The organism is Aquimarina aggregata (assembly GCF_001632745.1).
Taxonomy (GTDB): Bacteria; Bacteroidota; Bacteroidia; order Flavobacteriales; family Flavobacteriaceae; genus Aquimarina; species Aquimarina aggregata.
In genome coordinates this window covers 19960-37893 of sequence record NZ_LQRT01000005.1, presented here as the reverse complement: position 1 = coordinate 37893, position 17934 = coordinate 19960, and the positions used below count along the sequence as shown (strand labels likewise).

The window sequence follows — 17934 nt, the reverse complement described above, 5'->3', positions numbered from 1 at the left end:
AACAGAAATTAAATTCATAAAATTTTATATATTTAACATATAATATATACAATATATACAATGAGAAAAATTATAGATATTGATGAAAGTTTAATCCCGAAACTAAAGCTATTAGCGGCAATAGAGAGCTCTAATGTGAAAAAAATCATGGAAGATGCAATATCGTGGTATGTAGAACATAAGCAGAAAGAGCAAATGAATAGCATGTCTTTAGAACAAAAGGAAGATTTTGGTTTATTACTTCTTTTACAGCAAGCACAAAATATAAAGACGGTTAACGAAGATGAATTATTTAATTCATAAGTATGCAAACAAAGATATCTATGCAGTTTGCTACAGACTTTAAAAACGTGAATGATAATTCTCTTGATCTTAAGGTAAAAGATGTTTTACAATCCCTTAAAAACGCAAATAGGATTGATGCTCTACCTCAGTTTAGAAAAATAGATGGAGCGACTGGTGTATATAAAATGAGTATTGGTTTTTATATATTGATTGGCGTTATTACTTCTGAAGATGAAATTACACTTTCTCGATTTTTGCATAGAAATCAAGTAACTAACGTTGTCAATAAATTTAAATAAAAGAAGTTTTAAAAATACATCCTGAAAATTAGGTTTGGTGTAATGCCGAGAGATTCTTGTCGTAGTACCTCTAATTCAACTTCATCTGTATTAGGATTTTCATCTGCCTGATAGCGTATTGATATAGGTATTTTTCGATTATAAACATTTTGAATAGAAGCGCCTAAATGCCCTCGCCAACTACCAGATGTGTTAAGATTGAATCGATGAATTGCCGATATATCTAATCTATGATAATTTTTTAATCGTTTTGCATTTGGAGTGCCATATTCGATTTCATCATTGATTAAATCTGCCTCTGTAAAAGGAGCTCCAGATCGCCATAACCAGCCTAAAGAAAATTCCCATTGATTAACCTCATAAGTGTTCGAAACCCGAAAATTGTGTGTTATATCATTATTACCGGGAAAAGGCGCATCTTGTATTTCAGGAAAAGTATATTCAATATCATTAAAGGTATACCCAATCCATGTTCTAAAACCATTAAACTTTTTCTTTAAAAGTATATCAACTCCTGTAATCCTACTTTCTCCTGTAGATAATTCTAAATTACCAGTATTAAATCCGTTGGTAATCGATGTTAACCCGTCAATATTTTTATAATATCCATCGATTTCGATATTCCAATCATTTTTAGAAAACAATAAACCGGTAGAAAACTGTGTGCTTTCTAATACGGGGATTTCGTCATTTGCATGAATCCAAATATTATTTTGTAGTCGTAGTTGTGTGTCTTCAAATTCTATAAGTTGACTTATTGGCTGGTAACGCAGCTCACCTGTAGCTTTTATTCTTAATGTATTTGTGATAGGATACTCAATATTGATTCTGGGTTCTACATAAACATTATCAATCACGTCATAATGAGATGCTCGTAAACCCAAAGCAATAAAACCTTTGTTCTTTGACAAAAATTGATAGTTACCGTAAAAGGTATTCGCTATATTCTTAACAAGGTCTGATTCATTCAAAGGGGTTTCGAATTCACTTTCTTCTGTAATTGTGTAGGAGACATCATTGTTAGAGAATTGGTACCCTAGCGTAAAAGAGTTTTTTTTACTGATATCAAATGTTATATTGGCATCTAACCCAATGTCTTTTACAATATTAGTTCTAACGGCTTGTTCTTCTACGGTGTTTTCTTCTCGTTCTGTATACAAGTAACCAGAATCATATTTAGAGTAATATCCTTTTAAACTGTGACGAAATTTTTTCCTTTTGGTACCTTCCCAGGAGAAACTAACCCCTTCGTTTTGAATTTTAAGATCATCTGTAATTTGATCTTCTTCATTGTCAATTTCAAAGGTTAAATCATTACTGGTATATATGCTACTGATCATTATTTTATCATTTTCAGAAGCGTCAATAATTAATTTTGCGCTTAGATCATAGAAAAAAAAGTTGTTTTCTCCAATAGCTGCTTCTACTTCATCTTCATCTTCTTCTTCATCAATTAGTGTTCCAGGAGATGCTGTTATTTTTGTGTTTTGAAAAACTTTTTCTGAAAGTGCCTTATATGTTGGTGTTTCTAAAAGATCAGTATAAGATCGTCTTCCAGAAATTATAGCTCCGATCTTTTTGGTAATAGGAGTTTTAAAATATAAATCAGCATGAGTACCATTAATTCCTGAACCACCACCGAATTTCTCTGGTACTTCTTTATCGCTTGAGATATCTATGACGCCAGATGCTCGATCACCGTATTTGGGATGTGCACCCCCTTTGAAAATTTTAGCATCTTTTATAATATTGGGATTAAAGGCAGAAAGCATTCCAAAAAAATGCCCCGTATTATACATCTTAATATTGTCCCAGAGCACAAGGTTTTGGTCTGATGAGCCACCTCGTATTTGTATTCCAGTAACGGTCTCATCAGGACTATTTATGCCTGGGATTAGTTGTATGCTTTGTAAAATATCAGGTTCGCTTTGACCGGGAAGAATACCTAAATCTTCATTTAAAATAGAAAATGATCCATCTATTTTTTTATCTATTCCTTTGGTTATATATTCTATGATTAAAACCTCTTCTAGTGCAGTGTCTTCTTGAAAAAGAGGTATTTTAGGACATCCCGATTTTTTAAAATCACTAGCAGAGATTTTCTTATCCATATATCCAACATGTTGTATAGTAATTTGAGAATCTTCTTTTATGTCACCTAATTGAAAAAAACCTTTATCATTAGCTACAGTACCCATATTTTGACTCTTGATAGATATAGTAGCAAAAGAAAGTGGGGCATTAGTTGTTTCGTCAAATAGATAACCACAAACTTCAACTTTTCTATTAGGTGCACTTATGATTACTTGGCGATTAGATATTTTTTTAAAATTGAGTTTAGTTAATGTTCTTAATGCAACCAAAATTTGATCCAGAGGTGTATCATTAATTACCAAGGTAATCGTTTTGTTTTTGATTATTTCATCACTAAAAGAAAAAATCAAACCGTAGGATTCTGATACCTCGGTAAGTACCTGTTGTAAGGGTGTTTTTTTGTAATCTTTATTAATTTGAGCCAGTAAAGAATAGCTGCATAAGAAAAACAAAAACAAAACTTTTTTCATATTGAAATTTAAAGATTTTGACAAGATTGATGTATGCAGACAAACTACATTTATTAAACTTTATTGGGTAGAAAGTAAAATTTTGGAACCATTAATAGTGTAGTCTATTCCCATAGGAATGAGCACAGATTCTAATGCAATGTTTACATCCTTATTGTTAAAGCCTCCTGTAAAAAATTTAGTTTGATCTATGTTTTCACGTATGAAGGTGATACTATATTGTCGTTCAAGTTCATCGAGTACTTCTTTTAAAGGAGCGCTGTTAAAAATGCTTTCACCTATTTTCCAGAGTGGTTGAGAGTCGATAATACGCTCATCAAGAAGTTGTTTGTCTTGTAACACGACTCCTTGTCCTTTTTGAAGTATTTTTTGTTTGTTCTGGATAGTAGACACTCTAACTTTTCCTTCATAACACCCTACTCTAAATTCTTTTTCTCTTTTCTTGACATTAAATTGAGTACCTAATACTTCTATAGTACCTAAATTGGTAGTAACAGTAAAGGTTGAGCCGGATGTAACTCTAAAGAATGCCTCTCCGTCTAATTGCACCTCTCGATTTTGCATCCAAAAAAAACGTTTGTGACTTAAGGTGGTAGCAGCATTAAGTTCAATATTACTACCATCAGGTAACACTATGGCTAATTGTTGCCCACTAGCTGCGGTATAGGTTACTGTATTAAAAAACAAACCAATAATTAAGACAATTGATGCAGCAGCAGAAATGGCATATATAAAAGGTTTTAACTTGATGACCTTCGGTTTTCTTGGCTGGTCCAGTTTATCAACGGTAGTTTCTAAGGACTCTTTAAGATCAAATGAAGGTGCCTTGAAGTATTCAAGCCCAGTAATGATTTTTTTATAATCATCATATTCGGGCATGTTTCTAAATTCTTCAAGTTCTTCAGGACTTAAATCATTAGATAACCATTTGGCTAGATATGTATTTTCATTTTCGTTCAACATAAAAGTTAACATAAAATTTGGCCGAATTACCAAATATTTAACTCATAACAGGTGTAAAACAAAATACCCTACCCTGTTTAAAATAAAAAAATAAGATTAAATACCTTTTACTAGTTTTCTTAGTTGTTTTAGGGCATTATGCATTCTTTTTTCTACTGCTTTTACAGAAATGCCTAACATTTCTGCAATTTCAACATAGGTCTTTTGATCTATTCTATTCAATAAAAATACTTCTCGTTGAGCTTCAGAGAGGTCAGCGATGGCATTTTGTAATGTATCCATGAATTCTTTTTCCTCTAGTACAAAATCCGGGGATTCTGTGTTTTTATTTCTAGGTGCAATTCTTGTGTACTCTAATCTAACCTTTTTGCGTGCGACTTGATTTAAAAAGATATTATTAGCTACTGTACATAAAAAGGGTTTAGTTTTTTCAAATAGTACTTTTTTGCAATTATCCCATAGTTTAATAAATGCTTCTTGCATTACATCCTCTGCCTGTTCTTTATCTCCGCATTTGTAATAAATAAAATTTCTAATAGCAATGGCATGTTTTTCAAACACTTCAGTGAAAATAGGTCGGTCACAAACAGATTTCGAAGATTCCTGCATAATTTTTTTTTCAACTCATGGGTAGGGTAAAATTAATCATACCTGTTATGAACACAAAATAACTGATAATGAATTTAAAAACAAATCTTAGAACGGTATTGATTTTAGTTAGTGTAGTGGCGATAGTCTCGATTGGTCTTAAACTAAAACCTATTCTAATGAATTATGATAACTTTAATCCAGAAGTTGTTTACAAGGTAAATTATGATTACTTCTTTAAATCTGGAGATAAGCATACTGCTGTAAAAACATTTGTTCCTTATCAAAATTTACGGCAACGTATTTCTGAAGAAAAGATTGTAAATGATACTACTCTTACCTTCATAAAAGATACTCTAAAAAATGGTAATATTAAGGGCGTTTGGAATACCGAGATAGCTAATCAATATCATGCTGTAAAGTATCAATTTGTTTTTGAAGGAAAGGAAACGAGACATACACTTCCCTTACGATTTGATTTTATTTCTGAAAAACATAAAGAACATCTTCAAGATTACCTATTACCAACAGAGAACATCCAATCAGATCATAGTAATATTAAGAATATTGCAGCTCAACTGCAAGAGGAGACTCAAAATGATAAAGAGATCATCCAAAACGTTTTTGATTATGTTGCAGCGATCCCTTCTGCACCTATTATTACGTTAACAGATGCGTTGACCGCAATAGAGCAGAATAGAGCTTCTTGTAATGGTAAGAGTAGATTATTTGTAGCAATTTGTCGAAACTTAGGATACCCTGCCAGAATTAAAGGAGGAATCATTTTAGAAAATACAAATAAGAGAACATCTCACGTTTGGGCCGAGGTTCTGATCAATGAAGTATGGGTTCCTTTTGATGCTTTAAATAACCATTTTGCCTATATCCCTGCCAACTATTTAGAAATTCATACGGGAGATGAATTCTTAATTACACATACTGCTGGTATTCAATTTGATTATACGTATCATATCGATGAGACTCATCATATTTCTTTTCTAAATATGAATTCTGAAGAAATTAGTGAGTTGTCAAGTATATCTTTATGGAGCCTTGTAAAAGGAGGTGTAATGCCTAAAAATGCTCTTAACTTACTTCTTTTATTGCCAATAGGTGGTCTTTTAGTTGCTTTTTTAAGAAATATAATAGGGCTCAAGACTTTCGGTGTTTTTCTACCTGTTTTAATTGCATTTTCATTGTTGCATACAGGATTTGTTTTTGGGATTGTTTTATTTGTAGTTTTAATACTAATGGTAGGCTTAGTATCCTATCCATTTGAGAGATTAGGATTATTGTATACACCAAAGTTAGTTATCTCTTTAACCTTTATGGTTAGTTTAATGATAATCACTACCATGATTGGTATACGTTATGATATTCTTTGGTTAACAACACTTTCTTTTTTTCCCACAATTATTCTTACCATAGCGGCAGAACGTTTTGCACGGGCAACTACAGAAGATGGTTATAAAGAGGCCATTGATAAACTATTACAAACATTATTGGCAACAACAATATGCTACCTCGTTTTATCCTGGTCATGGTTACCATCTGTATTAATCATTTTTCCAGAACTACTTCTCTTGATTATAATATTAGCAGTATTCCTAGGAAGATATATCGGCATACGATGGGTAGAATTTTATCGTTTCAGACCGCTTTTTAACGAATCTATTAGTAAATAAATCCAGTTATGCTTTCAACTTTTTCAAATATGAAATCACGGAGAAAATCTCAAGTAGTAGGTTTAAATGAAAGAAATATAAATCTGATCTACCCTAATAACCCTAAAAAACATTATCCCCTTGCAGATGATAAAGTACTTACCAAAGAAATCTTGCATCAATACGCTATTCCGTGTGCGGCAACTTATGCAGTGATTGAATATAATAGCGACATCAAAAAAGCTTGGGAGTATTGCAAAAAATACACAACTATGGCCATAAAACCTGCAAACGGTTGTGGGGGAGGAGGGATTAAAATTATAAAAAAAGACCTTGATCATAACTGGATTTCTAGTGGAAAAATTATATCAGAGCGCCAAATTTTTCAGCACATGGCGGCTATTATTATGGGTTTCTTTTCCTTAGGTTCACACGATCGGGTTTTGATTGAGGAATGTATAGAACCACACCCCTTTTTTCATAAAATATATCCACAGGGCGTACCAGATTTTAGAATCATAACACTAGAGCATAAACCCTTAATGGCAATGCTTAGAATGCCAACAGATAAATCTGATGGTAAGGCAAATCTTCACCAAAAAGGAGTAGGAATTGGAGTAGATATGGATAATGGAACCTTAACAGAGGTATATGATGGTAAACAGTATTTTGATCATCATCCGGATACCAATTTTAAGGTTAATGGGATTTCTATACCCTACTGGAAAGAAATACTTGAAATATCAGTCGATACAGCAAAAGCGTTTCCGCTAAACTATCTAGGAATAGATATAGTAATCGATAAAATAAAAGGCCCCCAAATTATGGAAATCAATGTTCGACCGGGATTAGGGATTCAATTAGTAAATAAAAAAGGTTTAAAAGAAGTAACTCAAAAAAAATAAACAAGAAGATAAAAATAATGACAGATATAAGAAAAATTGCTTTTGGATGTGCAGTTATGATTACAAGTTTTGCTTTTACCCAAAGTAAAACAACACTGGATATCAAAACACTGGGAGGTTATGAATACAATTACTTTAGAAGCCCAACAGAAATACGAGTAAACGATGTGATCCTGCCTAAAGAAGACTTAATCGCAAGCAGTCTATATCAAGACGTATCTGTTGATTATAAATTTCGTTACAAATGGAATAAAAATAGAATACGGTTCTCGGCAACTCCTTTTTCTAGAATATTCTATGAAAATCTAGATGATAGTTATTGGAGACTAAAAACCTGGGTAAAATACGATCATAAGTTCAATAAAAAGATAACTTTTCTTGGAGAAGCTAGATTTACCAGAATGAACAGAGAGGGGTTAGGTGGTGATCAAGATGTACTTATCAATCCACTGGGATTTACCAACTATGGGGCTACTTTAGGTCTAGGATTTATACCATTTAAAAACAATAAGATGACTGTAGAAGGATTTTATAATCTCAAAAATTTTGATGCTTTTGGAGTTCGTGATTTACAGTTTGATGAGTTTGGCATGTTATTCACTACGACACACTCTTTTAAAGTAAGACAGTTAGAACATAAATTAGGACTGACCACCTATGTAAAAAAGCGATTATACGATACATTTAATGCTAGTGAAATCGATACAGATGGAGAACGCGATTGGGATTATGCAAGAGCAAGTGTGTTTTACGAATTGCCTATTAGTAAGGAACTGAAGGTTAGGCCCAATATAATGTACTATACCCGAATCGATAATTCTACTAACAGGTCAGGATTTAATCAATTTGGTCCCGGAATTATTTTGTCATACAAAAATAAAAGAACCAAAGTATACTCGTCATTTTCGTTTATTACCAGAAATTATAAACAAATAGAAGCTAGAAATACAGAGGGATTAATCGGTGAAAAATTAACCTACGAATATGCCAATGCCCAATTGCGCATCTCGCATAAAATTAGCAAAGGGTTTTCGATAACAGGAAGTTTGTTTTCTAGAATAAGAAGTACAAATTATACAGATATAGATGCAAGGTCTTTTAGAAATTATAGGAATCAGTATGCTGGAATCGGCATATTGTGGGAGTTGTAAGAATTCTCCTTTTTAATTGGTTATTTTTTTATTGTTAAGCGCTACTTTTGTAGCGCTTAATTTTTTAGGAAAATTTTGCTACAAAGTTTAACAAAAATGTCTTTTTCAAAGATACTCGAAAAGGATACCGTATAAAAAGTAAACAGAACAATGGCTAGAGATGAAAAATTAAAAGAACGCTGGGATATATTGGTCGATAAGCTTTCTGAACAATTTGCTGAAGGAGAAAATCTAGATCTTGATGGTATTATCTATTTAATAGGAGTACAAGAATTAGGTCAATTACATCGAAAATTTAAAAAAGATGAAAAACTTGACCTTATGCATATTGCAATATGTAGACTTTTAGAACCTTATGGTTATTATGAATTTGATTTTTTTGATGATGAGGGGTGGCCGCACTATAAAGTCAAAGAACAGCTGCCCAATTTAAAAGCAGGAGAACAATCTGTTTTAATGAAAGAAGCAATTGTCAATTACTTTTTAGCAAGTCAGTATATCGCCTAAAAACAAGTAAAACAATTCGTATTGGATTTGTCGAAATTATGTAAATTTGCGTTTCCATTAACACTATAGTGATGATTGACAAGATTAAAGAATATATTGCAGAGGTTGATACTTTTAAAGCCAAAACGAAGGAAGATGTAGAAGCATTCAGAATTAAATTTTCTGGAAAAAAAGGATTAATTAATGAGTTCTTTACCGAGTTTAGAAATGTGGCTAATGACCAGAAAAAAGAATTCGGTCAAGCGATTAATGCACTTAAAATAGCTGCTGAAGATAAAGTCAAGTCACTTAAAGAAGATTTTGAGTCAAAAGAAGAAGAAAACGGTAAATATGGTGATCTTACAAGACCATCAGAACCTATTGCTATAGGATCTAGACATCCTATTTCTTTAGTCAAAAACCAAATTATTGACATCTTTTCGCGTATTGGATTTAATGTTAGTGAAGGTCCAGAGATTGAAGATGACTGGCATAATTTTACTGCACTTAATCTTCCAGAGTATCATCCTGCTCGTGATATGCAAGACACTTTTTTTATTCAAACAGATCCAGATATATTACTGCGTACGCATACGTCATCTGTGCAAGTACGTTACATGGAAAATAATACACCTCCTATACGTACTATTTCTCCAGGAAGAGTATATCGTAACGAAGCTATATCAGCCAGATCGCACTGTTTTTTCCATCAAGTAGAAGGATTGTATATTGATAAAGATGTTTCGTTTGCTGATCTAAAGCAAACATTACAATATTTTACTACAGAGATGTTTGGTAAATCCAAAATCAGACTAAGACCTTCATATTTTCCGTTTACAGAGCCAAGTGCAGAGGTAGATGTATATTGGGGATTAGAGACAGAGACAGATTATAAAATGACTAAAGGAACAGGTTGGTTAGAAATTATGGGCTGTGGCATGGTGGATCCAAATGTGCTAAAGAATTGTAATATTGATCCTGAAGAGTATAGCGGTTTTGCTTTCGGAATGGGAATAGATCGTATCGCATTATTACTATATGGGGTATCAGATATTCGTATGCTTAGCGAAAATGATGTTCGTTTCTTAGAGCAGTTTAAGTCTGCATTATAAAGATTCATGAAAAAAGATATTGAAATACCAATTGTAGAAGGTGTCTATATAGCCGTCCTTAAAGAGTGGGATGATGAGTTTTTGGCTCAAACCTGGAATTCATATATTATTAATGATCGGGATGTCACTATAGAGATGGTATTGGTAGTTACAAAAGGATATGACGAGGAGCGAAAAACATCCTTGTTAAGACATGGTATTGGTACCATAGCTCCAAAATCTTCTGCAAAAATTGAAATGCTACAAGAAGAATTACTAAAAATGAATAACGAATTTGCTGTTACCTTCTTTGCGGATAGTAAATTGTATGAGAAAAAGTATATTTTCAAAAAAAATACGATTAACGAAAATGCCTTTCAGGATATACCTGTTATGGATCAGCGAGGTGTTTTGATAAAATAATCTACAACGCTATAAAACCAACAAAAAAGGCGATGTTCTTAGAACATCGCCTTTTTTGTTGGTAACTATCTTTTATAATATCTTAAAAGCAGTTTATTTGATATCAAATACTATTGGTAAAGAATAAAGTACAGCTACATCAACACCATCTTTGATTCCTGGTGTCATGTTTGGTAATTTCTCAATAACGCGAATTGCTTCTGTCTCTAAGGCTGTTTCTGGACCTCTTGCTTGCACATCAACAATTTTTCCGGTAGTGTCTATTTTAAATCGTACGTATATTCGTTGCTGTCCAGAAAGTCCAAGCTCTTTTCCTAAACTCGTATTAAATTCTTGATTTACAAATTGTCTTATGTTTTGCGTAAAACATGCTTTGGCTTCATCTTCATTTACGTTAGTACAACTTGGATGTACAGGAGCTTTGTCCAATTTAATAAATGGAACTCCATCAGAACCCTTCTGATTTGTCTTTTTTACTTCTGATATTTTTTGAATTAAAGTCTGAAAAACACTTCTGTCTTCATTGGATAAGGCTTTTTCATCAGTATTACCTACGTCTGTCATTAATTGGCGAAATAGCGTCCTGCTTTCTTCAGAGTATTCCCCTTCATTTTCTACCACTTTTATTAAATCATATGCTCGTTGAGTCAGTTCTCCTTTAGCATCTAAGGCTCTTTTAACAGAAATATCTTCAGGTGAATTATTCTCTTGATTACAGGATGTATACGTAAGCATGACACCAATTACAGGAATAAGTAATAAGTATTTTAACTGAAAAACTTTTTTCGATTTTGATTTTTGCAACATTAGTATTCTGTTTTTTATTAATGAATGATTAAAAAATGTATTGATAAATGAGATTTTGTCTGTTTGAAAGATTTGAGATAATAGATCCTGATAGTATGCTGCTTTATCCGTTTTTGAAACGGCCTTTGAGTCTGCAATATACTCTTGTAGCACGGCCATTCTATTTTGATAGATATATACTAATGGGTTAAACCAGAAGATAATACGTAGTATTTCAAAGAAAATCAGGTCAAGTGAATGATACTCACTAACATGAACTTTTTCATGCAATAAAATATTAGTCTTTTTGATTTCAGATATACGCTCTCCAAGAAAAATGGTAGTAAAAAAGGAGAATGCTGCATGCGTATTAGGTAGAAAAACAACGTTTAAATCATCTACTTTGCCTTTGATTCCCGATTTTTTTAATTTTAATATCTTCTGAAATTTGTAGGAGAAAAGAAGTAAAGAAATAAACATTCCGAAATACCATAGATAGGTAATTACTTCAATTAAAATAGTAAAAAAAGATGTAGTTTCAGGCACTAATGATTGTGTTGTTGTATCAGGATTTCCTATAAGTAATGCTGGTAACTGTACAATATATTCTTCTGGAATGTTTTGCTGTATAGCAGTAATTTTAAGAGTCGGTAGTATAAAACTTAATAGTACCGTGATGAGGATATAGGCACGGTTATAATTAAAAAAAGTCTCCTTTTTTAGAAATACATCGTAAATGATTAAAAAGAGTAATTGAAAAGCCAATACCTGTAAAATGTAATGCATCATAATTTCTTTTTTTCTTTATTAATTTCTCTCATAGCTGTTTCCATCTCTTCAATACTAATGTCATTTTTCTTCATAAAAAATGAAACCATGCTCTTAAAAGATCCTTGAAAATACCCATCAACTAGTTTAGTGATACTCTGGTTACTGTAATCGTTCTTTTTAACTTCTGGTATATAAATATGAATACGACCTTCTTTTCTATACTTTACGAATTTTTTGTCTTCTAGAATTCTAACAATGGTAGAAACTGTATTATAAGCCGGTTTAGGCTCTGGTAGCTTTTCTAATATAGCGACAACGCTACCTTCATTAATATCCCACAGGATTTTCATGATATCTTCTTCAGCTTTTGTGAGTTGTTTCATATATACAATGTGATGTTTCGTGAAACGAATATAAACTAAATTTTTAGTTTGAACTAGTGATTTAGTTTAAAAATAGGTTTTTTGTGTTTTTTAGCATGAATATACAGAGAAAAAGGAGGGGCGTATTTATCTAGAATTCAATAAACTACTAGGTTTATTTAAATAGGTACTGTAGTAATAGTCAAAAAATAATACCAAATTACAAAATCAGGTAAAATGTAAAAATGTAAAGGTAAGTGAGGTTATTTTGTTAAAAGAGTAGATGTTTTATAGTGTTTTAAGATGAGTGCTGATCTATTTTTAATAGATATAAGTGCCCATAACACCGACAAAAAACCATAATACACGATAAAATACATAAATATGATGTTAATAATTTGTTAATTATAAGTTTTTTCTGTAATTTTGAACTTGTAATTGGAAATACAACATATGGATAAATTTTTACGTACTAATTCGGCACGATTAGTTGTGTTAATTTTAATGGTGTATTCATGCGGAAGTAGTTATGCTAGCGCTTGTCAGGAGCGTATTACGGGTAAGTGGCAGTTAAGACATGAATATAATAACGAAGGAGAAGGTACTCTTCTTAAAGAATTTCCATTGTCGAAATGTGATAAGCAAACGACTCTAGAAATTTTGAATAATGGTAGGTTTATAGAAAAAAGTTACTATGAAAGTTCAAGTTTAGCAGGAGAATGTGCAAAAGATACCGAAGAAACCACAGGCGATTGGAAGAAAACATCAGGAAATGGTTTTACTTTTTTATATGATAAAAATAGTGTGGTGACTCCTATAGAGTCTAAGGTATCGATTGAAAAAGGAAAGCTAAAGGTTACCTTGGCATATAATGATAGTGATTCGGGGCATAAAATTACCTTGAAGTTTATATACGTTAGAATAAGTTAAAAGTCAGTGATGTAATAATAATGTTATATAGACCCCAGAACTCATTTGTTTTGGGGTTTATTAATTGTGTTATGTTTTTTAATATGATCAAGGGCCCATCGATATTGCTGCAGTACTTCTTCGGTAATACCATGTTTATTTTTGTAAATCATTAGTTGTTCGTATAGCTGCTCCTCGGTCATTGTTTTAACTTATTTCTTTTTATCAGTTTTATTGGCACAATCAACTTTAAGACTCTCTATGATCTCAATAAAATTACTTTGTCCTTTAAGGGTAAACTGATGCTCTTGTTGGTAGGCGAGCATATATTGATATAATTCTTTTTTTGTCATATGTGCCAATATCATACAAATATAATATAAATGACCGAACGGTAATTAAAATTTCCCTTTTTTAACCTGAATTTTCGAATGTGAAAGAAAATGATAAAAATGAACTGCTACGTAAATTAGCAAATAGGGTTAAAATGCTAAGGCAACGAAAAGGCATTACCCAAGAGGATGCCCTAAATGATACAGGCATTCATTTTGGGAGGATAGAGCAAGGAAAGAGGGATATTTCTTTTACGACCTTACACAAAATCTGCATATATTTCGAAATATCTTTAGAAGATTTTTTCACTAATGACTTTAAGTAATTTCTTTAGTCATAATTACTCCAAAACTATAAAAGCCAATGCTTTTTCGCAGAGGCTTTAATGTCTTTAAATAGCTGTTCTTATAAAAAAATGAAGGGTAGAACAAAATAGATAAAGACTACGTTTTAGTGTATATAATATCCTTTTGTGGTAGTGTATTATTCCTGTATAACTTCTTCTTTTACGTTAATATCTACTAAGTTAATCTTGGTAGATCCTCTTTTAGCTACCATAGTATTATACTGTTCGGTGATCGTATTAATTTCTTTTACAACAACCGCATACTTTTCTAAAAGGGTTAATGTTCCGTGAGCAGTAATGTGATCAATTAGGAGTATAAAACTTTCTTTAGCTTTGTCTCTTAATTCAGTAACATTTACTTTGCTATCAACAACGTATTCTTCATTACGTTCTAAGTACTTTCTGTTAAAAGCATCATTACTTTCTTTAAGTTCTCCTGCCCAGTCTGTAAGACCTAAAATAGCTAGAGCTCCCTGTAGTATAAGTACAGAGTGCCAGTCATTTGTAAGATTTTGTATGGTTACTGTCTCGGCTAGATAGTTTTGTCTACAAATTGGACTTCCGTATTTATCGATACTTTTTAATAATTCTTCACCTGCAGCACGTTTTGCAGGATCAAAGTGATTTGTGTTTCCTTCTGCTACTGCACGTATGCCGATAATTGCAAGATCTCTGCGTTTATCTAATGCTTCAAGTTCTTGAGTTATGGTACTTCCTAATTGGTTTTTATATACATTTTCTAGAGCAGTTAATTGCTCATTTAATACATATGCTTGAGGTACTACTTTAAGAACTCTTGGATCTCTTCGATTAACAATTTGTTTAATGTCATTTAGATATTGGATAAACTCACAATTACGGAACTTATTAAATGTGGGTGTTGTAAACATATAGTCTAAAAAATTACAGATTAACAATGGTTGTTAATCTAAAAATAAAATGTTAAACTTCATTACGGTAAACCTTAACTAAATCAGGGGGTTTTTCCCCCTATGATCCTTTGAAGCCCCTATTAATGCTGAGTTTTTTTTCCGAAAACAGAATGTTAATTTTTTTTAATTTTTTCTAAAAACTTAGCTATAAATGTTAAATAAGGCTAGTGAACATAAGGGTTTAGCCAAATTTTATTTAAAACCCCAAAAGGCCTCATTTTTGCCCAAAAAAGGGAGTTTTAGAGAGTGTTTTGCCTTGTTTTTTTAGAGAAAAACGTCAAATAGGACCATTTTCCTTAAAAAAAGTGTCGTATTTAAGGTGGTAAACCAGATCAAAAAATAAGGAATTTATGTAGTTTAAAAATGATATCCTTTTTATTTACAAACAATAAATATATTATGATTAATATCCTACTTTCTCACGTACTCTTTCAAGAACAGTATTAGCAACGGCAGTTGCTTTTTTTGCTCCAATAGCAAGAGCCTCATCTACTTCATTTAGATTCTCCATATAGTAGGTATATCGTTCGCGTACAGTTGCAAATTTTTCGATCAGCAATTCAAAAATTGCTTGTTTTGCGTGCCCGTAACCATAGTTACCTCCCAGATAATTCTGTCGCATTGCAGCTTCTTGTTCAGATGTAGCAATTAATTTGTATAAAGCAAAAGCATTACATGTATCAGGGTTTTTGGGTTCTTCTAGAGGTGTACTATCTGTCTGTATCCCCATTATTTGTTTTCGTAATTTTTTATCAGGTAAGAACAGATTAATAATATTTCCTTTTGATTTACTCATTTTACTGCCATCTGTACCAGGTACGTACATGGTTTCTTTTTGTACTTGCGCTTCAGGCAGTACAAATAATTCCCCTACTTGATTATGCATTCGGGATGCTACATCTCTTGTCATTTCAAGATGTTGTAATTGATCTTTACCTACCGGAACTATTTCTGCATCATATAATAGTATATCCGCTGCCATTAGCATGGGATATGTAAATAGACCTGCATTTACATCCTCGAGTCTATCTGATTTATCTTTAAAAGAATGCGCTAATGTTAATCGTTGATACGGAAAAAAACAATTAAGATACCATGATAGTTCTGTTACTTGCGGGATATCACTTTGTCTATAAAAAACTGTTTTTTCGATATCCAATCCACAAGCTAACCATGTAGCAGCAGTAGAGTAGGTATTTTGTCGTAATGTTTTCGCATCTTTTATTAAGGTTAATGAATGCATATCGGCAATAAACAAAAAGGATTCATTGTTTGGTTGATTTGCCATTTCAATAGCTGGGATAATAGCTCCCAGTAGGTTTCCTAAATGTGGGGTTCCTGTACTCTGTACACCGGTTAAAATTCTAGACATGGTTTTTTATAATTTCTCTGGCAAAGGTAATTTTTTTGTTTACATAGCTCAAAGCAATTGTGTATTTTTGGATGATGTCTATACTTAAGAACATATTAATCCTTTTTTGGCGTATTTGGTTTTATATACTCATGGGGATTCCGATTATTATTATGTTTCCTATACTACTTGTTTTTACGTCAAGGGAACAGTGGTATCCACAATTTTTTGTAGTCGCTCGTTTTTGGGCAAAAATAGTTTTGTATGGTAGTGGATTTTACCCAAAAGTAACTAAAGAAGCCAAAATAGATCGCACAAAGAGCTATATGTTCGTTGCCAATCATACTTCTATGACGGACATTATGTTTATGTTGTATTGCGTTAAGAATCCTTTTGTATTTGTAGGGAAAAAGGAATTAGCAAAGATTCCTATTTTTGGTTTTTTTTACAAACGTACCTGTATCTTAGTCGATAGAAATAGTCAACGAAGCCGAAAAGAAGTTTTTGATAGAGCACAAGCTAGACTTAAAAATGGAACAAGTATTTGTATTTTTCCAGAAGGAGGTGTTCCTGAGGATGAATCGCTTCTTTTGGATGATTTTAAAGATGGAGCGTTTAGATTAGCTATAGATCATCAAATACCTATTTTACCCCTTACCTTCTTTGATAATAAAAAACGTTTTTCGTATACTTTTTTTAGTGGTAGCCCTGGGATTATGAGGGGATATGTTCATGCCGAAATTCCTACTATTGGAATGACTCATGCAAATAAAAAGGAACTAAAAGATAAGACCAAAGCAATTATTTTAGAAGCATTAGAGACAGATCTTAACAAATAGAAATTTTATATAGCTTTTATAGCCAGATAACCTGAGTATGTATGAACGAAAAACACCTTTAAAAAATGATTGTGCTATTGAAAAAGCACTAAATAGCATTTCAGGAAAATGGAAACCAGCGATATTAAGTGGTCTTCTTAAACAGAACTTAAGGTTAAAGAATATCTAATAGGACCGAATATTCAATTACTATTTTAGGTATTCAACTTTCTTCAGTTTTTTGCACTTTCTAGATTTAGAGATAGATTATAATAGAGTACAATTTATCCCTTATTTGATAGCTTATTAAGAACTTAGTAGCTTTGCAGGAAATCATACATTAAATGAGTATAAGAGGAGTTATAGTGCAAGGAAGTTCAAGAAGTAAAGGAAATACCTATCAAATAAGTTCTTTTGTTCAGGACAATTCGGGCTTTGATATTGTAGATCTTAAATCAAAACAAATAGGTCAATTTGATTATGAATTTAAAAATCAAAATGATGACTTTATACCCTTAATAAGAGAAATAGTAGCTAATTATGATATTATAATTTTTGTAACCCCTGTATATTGGTATGCTATGAGTGGGATTATGAAAGTTTTCTTTGATCGTATCACAGATTGTTTACAATTGGAGAAAAAAATAGGAAGAGATTTAAGAGGAAAAGCAACGGCAATGATAAGTTGTGGTTCTGATCAAGAACTAAAAAAAGGATTCAATATGCCGTTTGTAGAAAGTGCAAATTATCTTGGTATGAATTATCTGGGAGATGTTCATTGCTGGATAGAAGATACAGAAATACCAGAAAAGGTCAAACAAGATTTGATTGATTTCATTACAACTATAATATAGAAAATTTAGGAGTTAATCTTAAATCCATTAAAATTAAAGTCGCTCTTGGGGGT

General features: G+C 32.1%; 21 protein-coding genes. 13 read left to right on the top strand and 8 right to left on the bottom strand.

All coding sequences use genetic code 11. The features are described 5' to 3' along the window. Positions 1–60: 60 nt before the first annotated feature. Complete coding sequence (locus AWE51_RS08270; protein ID WP_066312084.1) at positions 61–303, top strand: hypothetical protein; 243 nt, start codon at positions 61–63, stop codon at positions 301–303. 2 nt (positions 304–305) lie between these two features. Beyond that, a complete protein-coding gene (locus AWE51_RS08265; RefSeq protein WP_066312083.1) occupies positions 306–584 on the top strand; it encodes a hypothetical protein in 279 nt (92 codons plus the stop codon). 8 nt (positions 585–592) lie between these two features. On the opposite strand, the gene AWE51_RS08260 is transcribed toward AWE51_RS08265, so the two are convergent. The 3 genes from AWE51_RS08260 to AWE51_RS08250 form a co-directional block, all read right to left on the bottom strand. Then, positions 593–3148, bottom strand: coding sequence for a carboxypeptidase-like regulatory domain-containing protein (locus AWE51_RS08260; protein WP_066312082.1), 2556 nt, complete (start codon positions 3146–3148; stop codon positions 593–595). A 60-nt stretch (positions 3149–3208) separates the two neighbouring features. Further along, positions 3209–4111: a FecR family protein gene (locus tag AWE51_RS08255; RefSeq protein WP_066312408.1), complete on the bottom strand. Its 903-nt coding sequence runs from the start codon at positions 4109–4111 to the stop codon at positions 3209–3211. Positions 4112–4207: 96 nt separating this feature from the next. Then, positions 4208–4720: an RNA polymerase sigma factor gene (locus AWE51_RS08250; RefSeq protein WP_066312081.1), complete on the bottom strand. Its 513-nt coding sequence runs from the start codon at positions 4718–4720 to the stop codon at positions 4208–4210. A gap of 68 nt (positions 4721–4788) precedes the next feature. Between AWE51_RS08250 and AWE51_RS08245 the strand changes: the two genes are divergently transcribed. From AWE51_RS08245 to AWE51_RS08220, 6 genes are all read left to right on the top strand, one after another. Next, on the top strand, positions 4789–6384 hold the full coding sequence (locus AWE51_RS08245) for a 7TM domain-containing protein (RefSeq protein ID WP_066312078.1): 1596 nt from the start codon (positions 4789–4791) through the stop codon (positions 6382–6384). 29 nt (positions 6385–6413) lie between these two features. Continuing rightward, positions 6414–7268: a sugar-transfer associated ATP-grasp domain-containing protein gene (locus AWE51_RS08240; RefSeq protein ID WP_066312075.1), complete on the top strand. Its 855-nt coding sequence runs from the start codon at positions 6414–6416 to the stop codon at positions 7266–7268. Positions 7269–7285: 17 nt separating this feature from the next. After that, entirely contained in the window at positions 7286–8419 is a 1134-nt protein-coding gene (locus AWE51_RS08235) for a hypothetical protein (RefSeq protein ID WP_066312073.1), read from the top strand. Between the two features lie 150 nt (positions 8420–8569). Next, positions 8570–8926, top strand: coding sequence for a hypothetical protein (locus AWE51_RS08230; protein WP_066312071.1), 357 nt, complete (start codon positions 8570–8572; stop codon positions 8924–8926). 71 nt (positions 8927–8997) lie between these two features. Then, complete coding sequence (gene pheS, locus AWE51_RS08225) at positions 8998–10017, top strand: phenylalanine--tRNA ligase subunit alpha (RefSeq protein WP_066312069.1); 1020 nt, start codon at positions 8998–9000, stop codon at positions 10015–10017. A 6-nt stretch (positions 10018–10023) separates the two neighbouring features. Then, on the top strand, positions 10024–10419 hold the full coding sequence (locus tag AWE51_RS08220) for a hypothetical protein (RefSeq protein ID WP_066312066.1): 396 nt from the start codon (positions 10024–10026) through the stop codon (positions 10417–10419). Between the two features lie 93 nt (positions 10420–10512). Here AWE51_RS08220 and AWE51_RS08215 read toward each other — a convergent pair whose 3' ends face one another. Together AWE51_RS08215 and AWE51_RS08210 are read right to left on the bottom strand one after the other, a co-directional pair. Next, positions 10513–11994 (bottom strand): M56 family metallopeptidase, encoded by a 1482-nt coding sequence (locus AWE51_RS08215; RefSeq protein WP_066312063.1) that lies wholly within the window; start codon positions 11992–11994, stop codon positions 10513–10515. After that, positions 11991–12359: a BlaI/MecI/CopY family transcriptional regulator gene (locus tag AWE51_RS08210; protein ID WP_066312061.1), complete on the bottom strand. Its 369-nt coding sequence runs from the start codon at positions 12357–12359 to the stop codon at positions 11991–11993. The genes AWE51_RS08215 and AWE51_RS08210 overlap by 4 nt, the downstream gene beginning before the upstream one ends. A 432-nt stretch (positions 12360–12791) precedes the next feature. On the opposite strand from AWE51_RS08210, the gene AWE51_RS08205 reads away from it, so the two are divergent. Next, a complete protein-coding gene (locus AWE51_RS08205) occupies positions 12792–13268 on the top strand; it encodes a hypothetical protein (RefSeq protein WP_066312058.1) in 477 nt (158 codons plus the stop codon). Between the two features lie 191 nt (positions 13269–13459). On the opposite strand, the gene AWE51_RS26420 is transcribed toward AWE51_RS08205, so the two are convergent. Continuing rightward, positions 13460–13600, bottom strand: coding sequence for a hypothetical protein (locus tag AWE51_RS26420; protein ID WP_157766041.1), 141 nt, complete (start codon positions 13598–13600; stop codon positions 13460–13462). 134 nt (positions 13601–13734) lie between these two features. Here AWE51_RS26420 and AWE51_RS27210 point away from each other — a divergent pair, with 134 nt between their 5' ends. Next, on the top strand, positions 13735–13905 hold the full coding sequence (locus AWE51_RS27210) for a helix-turn-helix domain-containing protein (RefSeq protein WP_066312398.1): 171 nt from the start codon (positions 13735–13737) through the stop codon (positions 13903–13905). 158 nt (positions 13906–14063) lie between these two features. Here AWE51_RS27210 and AWE51_RS08195 read toward each other — a convergent pair whose 3' ends face one another. Both AWE51_RS08195 and trpS read right to left on the bottom strand, forming a co-directional pair. After that, the gene (locus AWE51_RS08195; protein ID WP_066312056.1) at positions 14064–14816 is read right to left on the bottom strand and encodes a DUF6261 family protein; all 753 of its coding nucleotides are present in this window, start codon (positions 14814–14816) and stop codon (positions 14064–14066) included. A gap of 445 nt (positions 14817–15261) precedes the next feature. After that, positions 15262–16230: a tryptophan--tRNA ligase gene (gene trpS / locus AWE51_RS08190; RefSeq protein ID WP_066312054.1), complete on the bottom strand. Its 969-nt coding sequence runs from the start codon at positions 16228–16230 to the stop codon at positions 15262–15264. Between the two features lie 74 nt (positions 16231–16304). Between trpS and AWE51_RS08185 the strand changes: the two genes are divergently transcribed. The 3 genes from AWE51_RS08185 (at position 16305) to AWE51_RS08180 (ending at position 17881) form a co-directional block, all read left to right on the top strand. Beyond that, a complete protein-coding gene (locus tag AWE51_RS08185; RefSeq protein ID WP_066312053.1) occupies positions 16305–17048 on the top strand; it encodes a lysophospholipid acyltransferase family protein in 744 nt (247 codons plus the stop codon). A 37-nt stretch (positions 17049–17085) separates the two neighbouring features. Further along, positions 17086–17217, top strand: coding sequence for a hypothetical protein (locus AWE51_RS27120; RefSeq protein ID WP_262482900.1), 132 nt, complete (start codon positions 17086–17088; stop codon positions 17215–17217). Between the two features lie 154 nt (positions 17218–17371). Then, positions 17372–17881 carry a flavodoxin family protein gene (locus tag AWE51_RS08180; RefSeq protein WP_066312052.1) on the top strand — a complete coding sequence of 170 codons (510 nt, stop codon included), beginning with the start codon at positions 17372–17374 and terminating at the stop codon, positions 17879–17881. Positions 17882–17934: the final 53 nt, after the last annotated feature.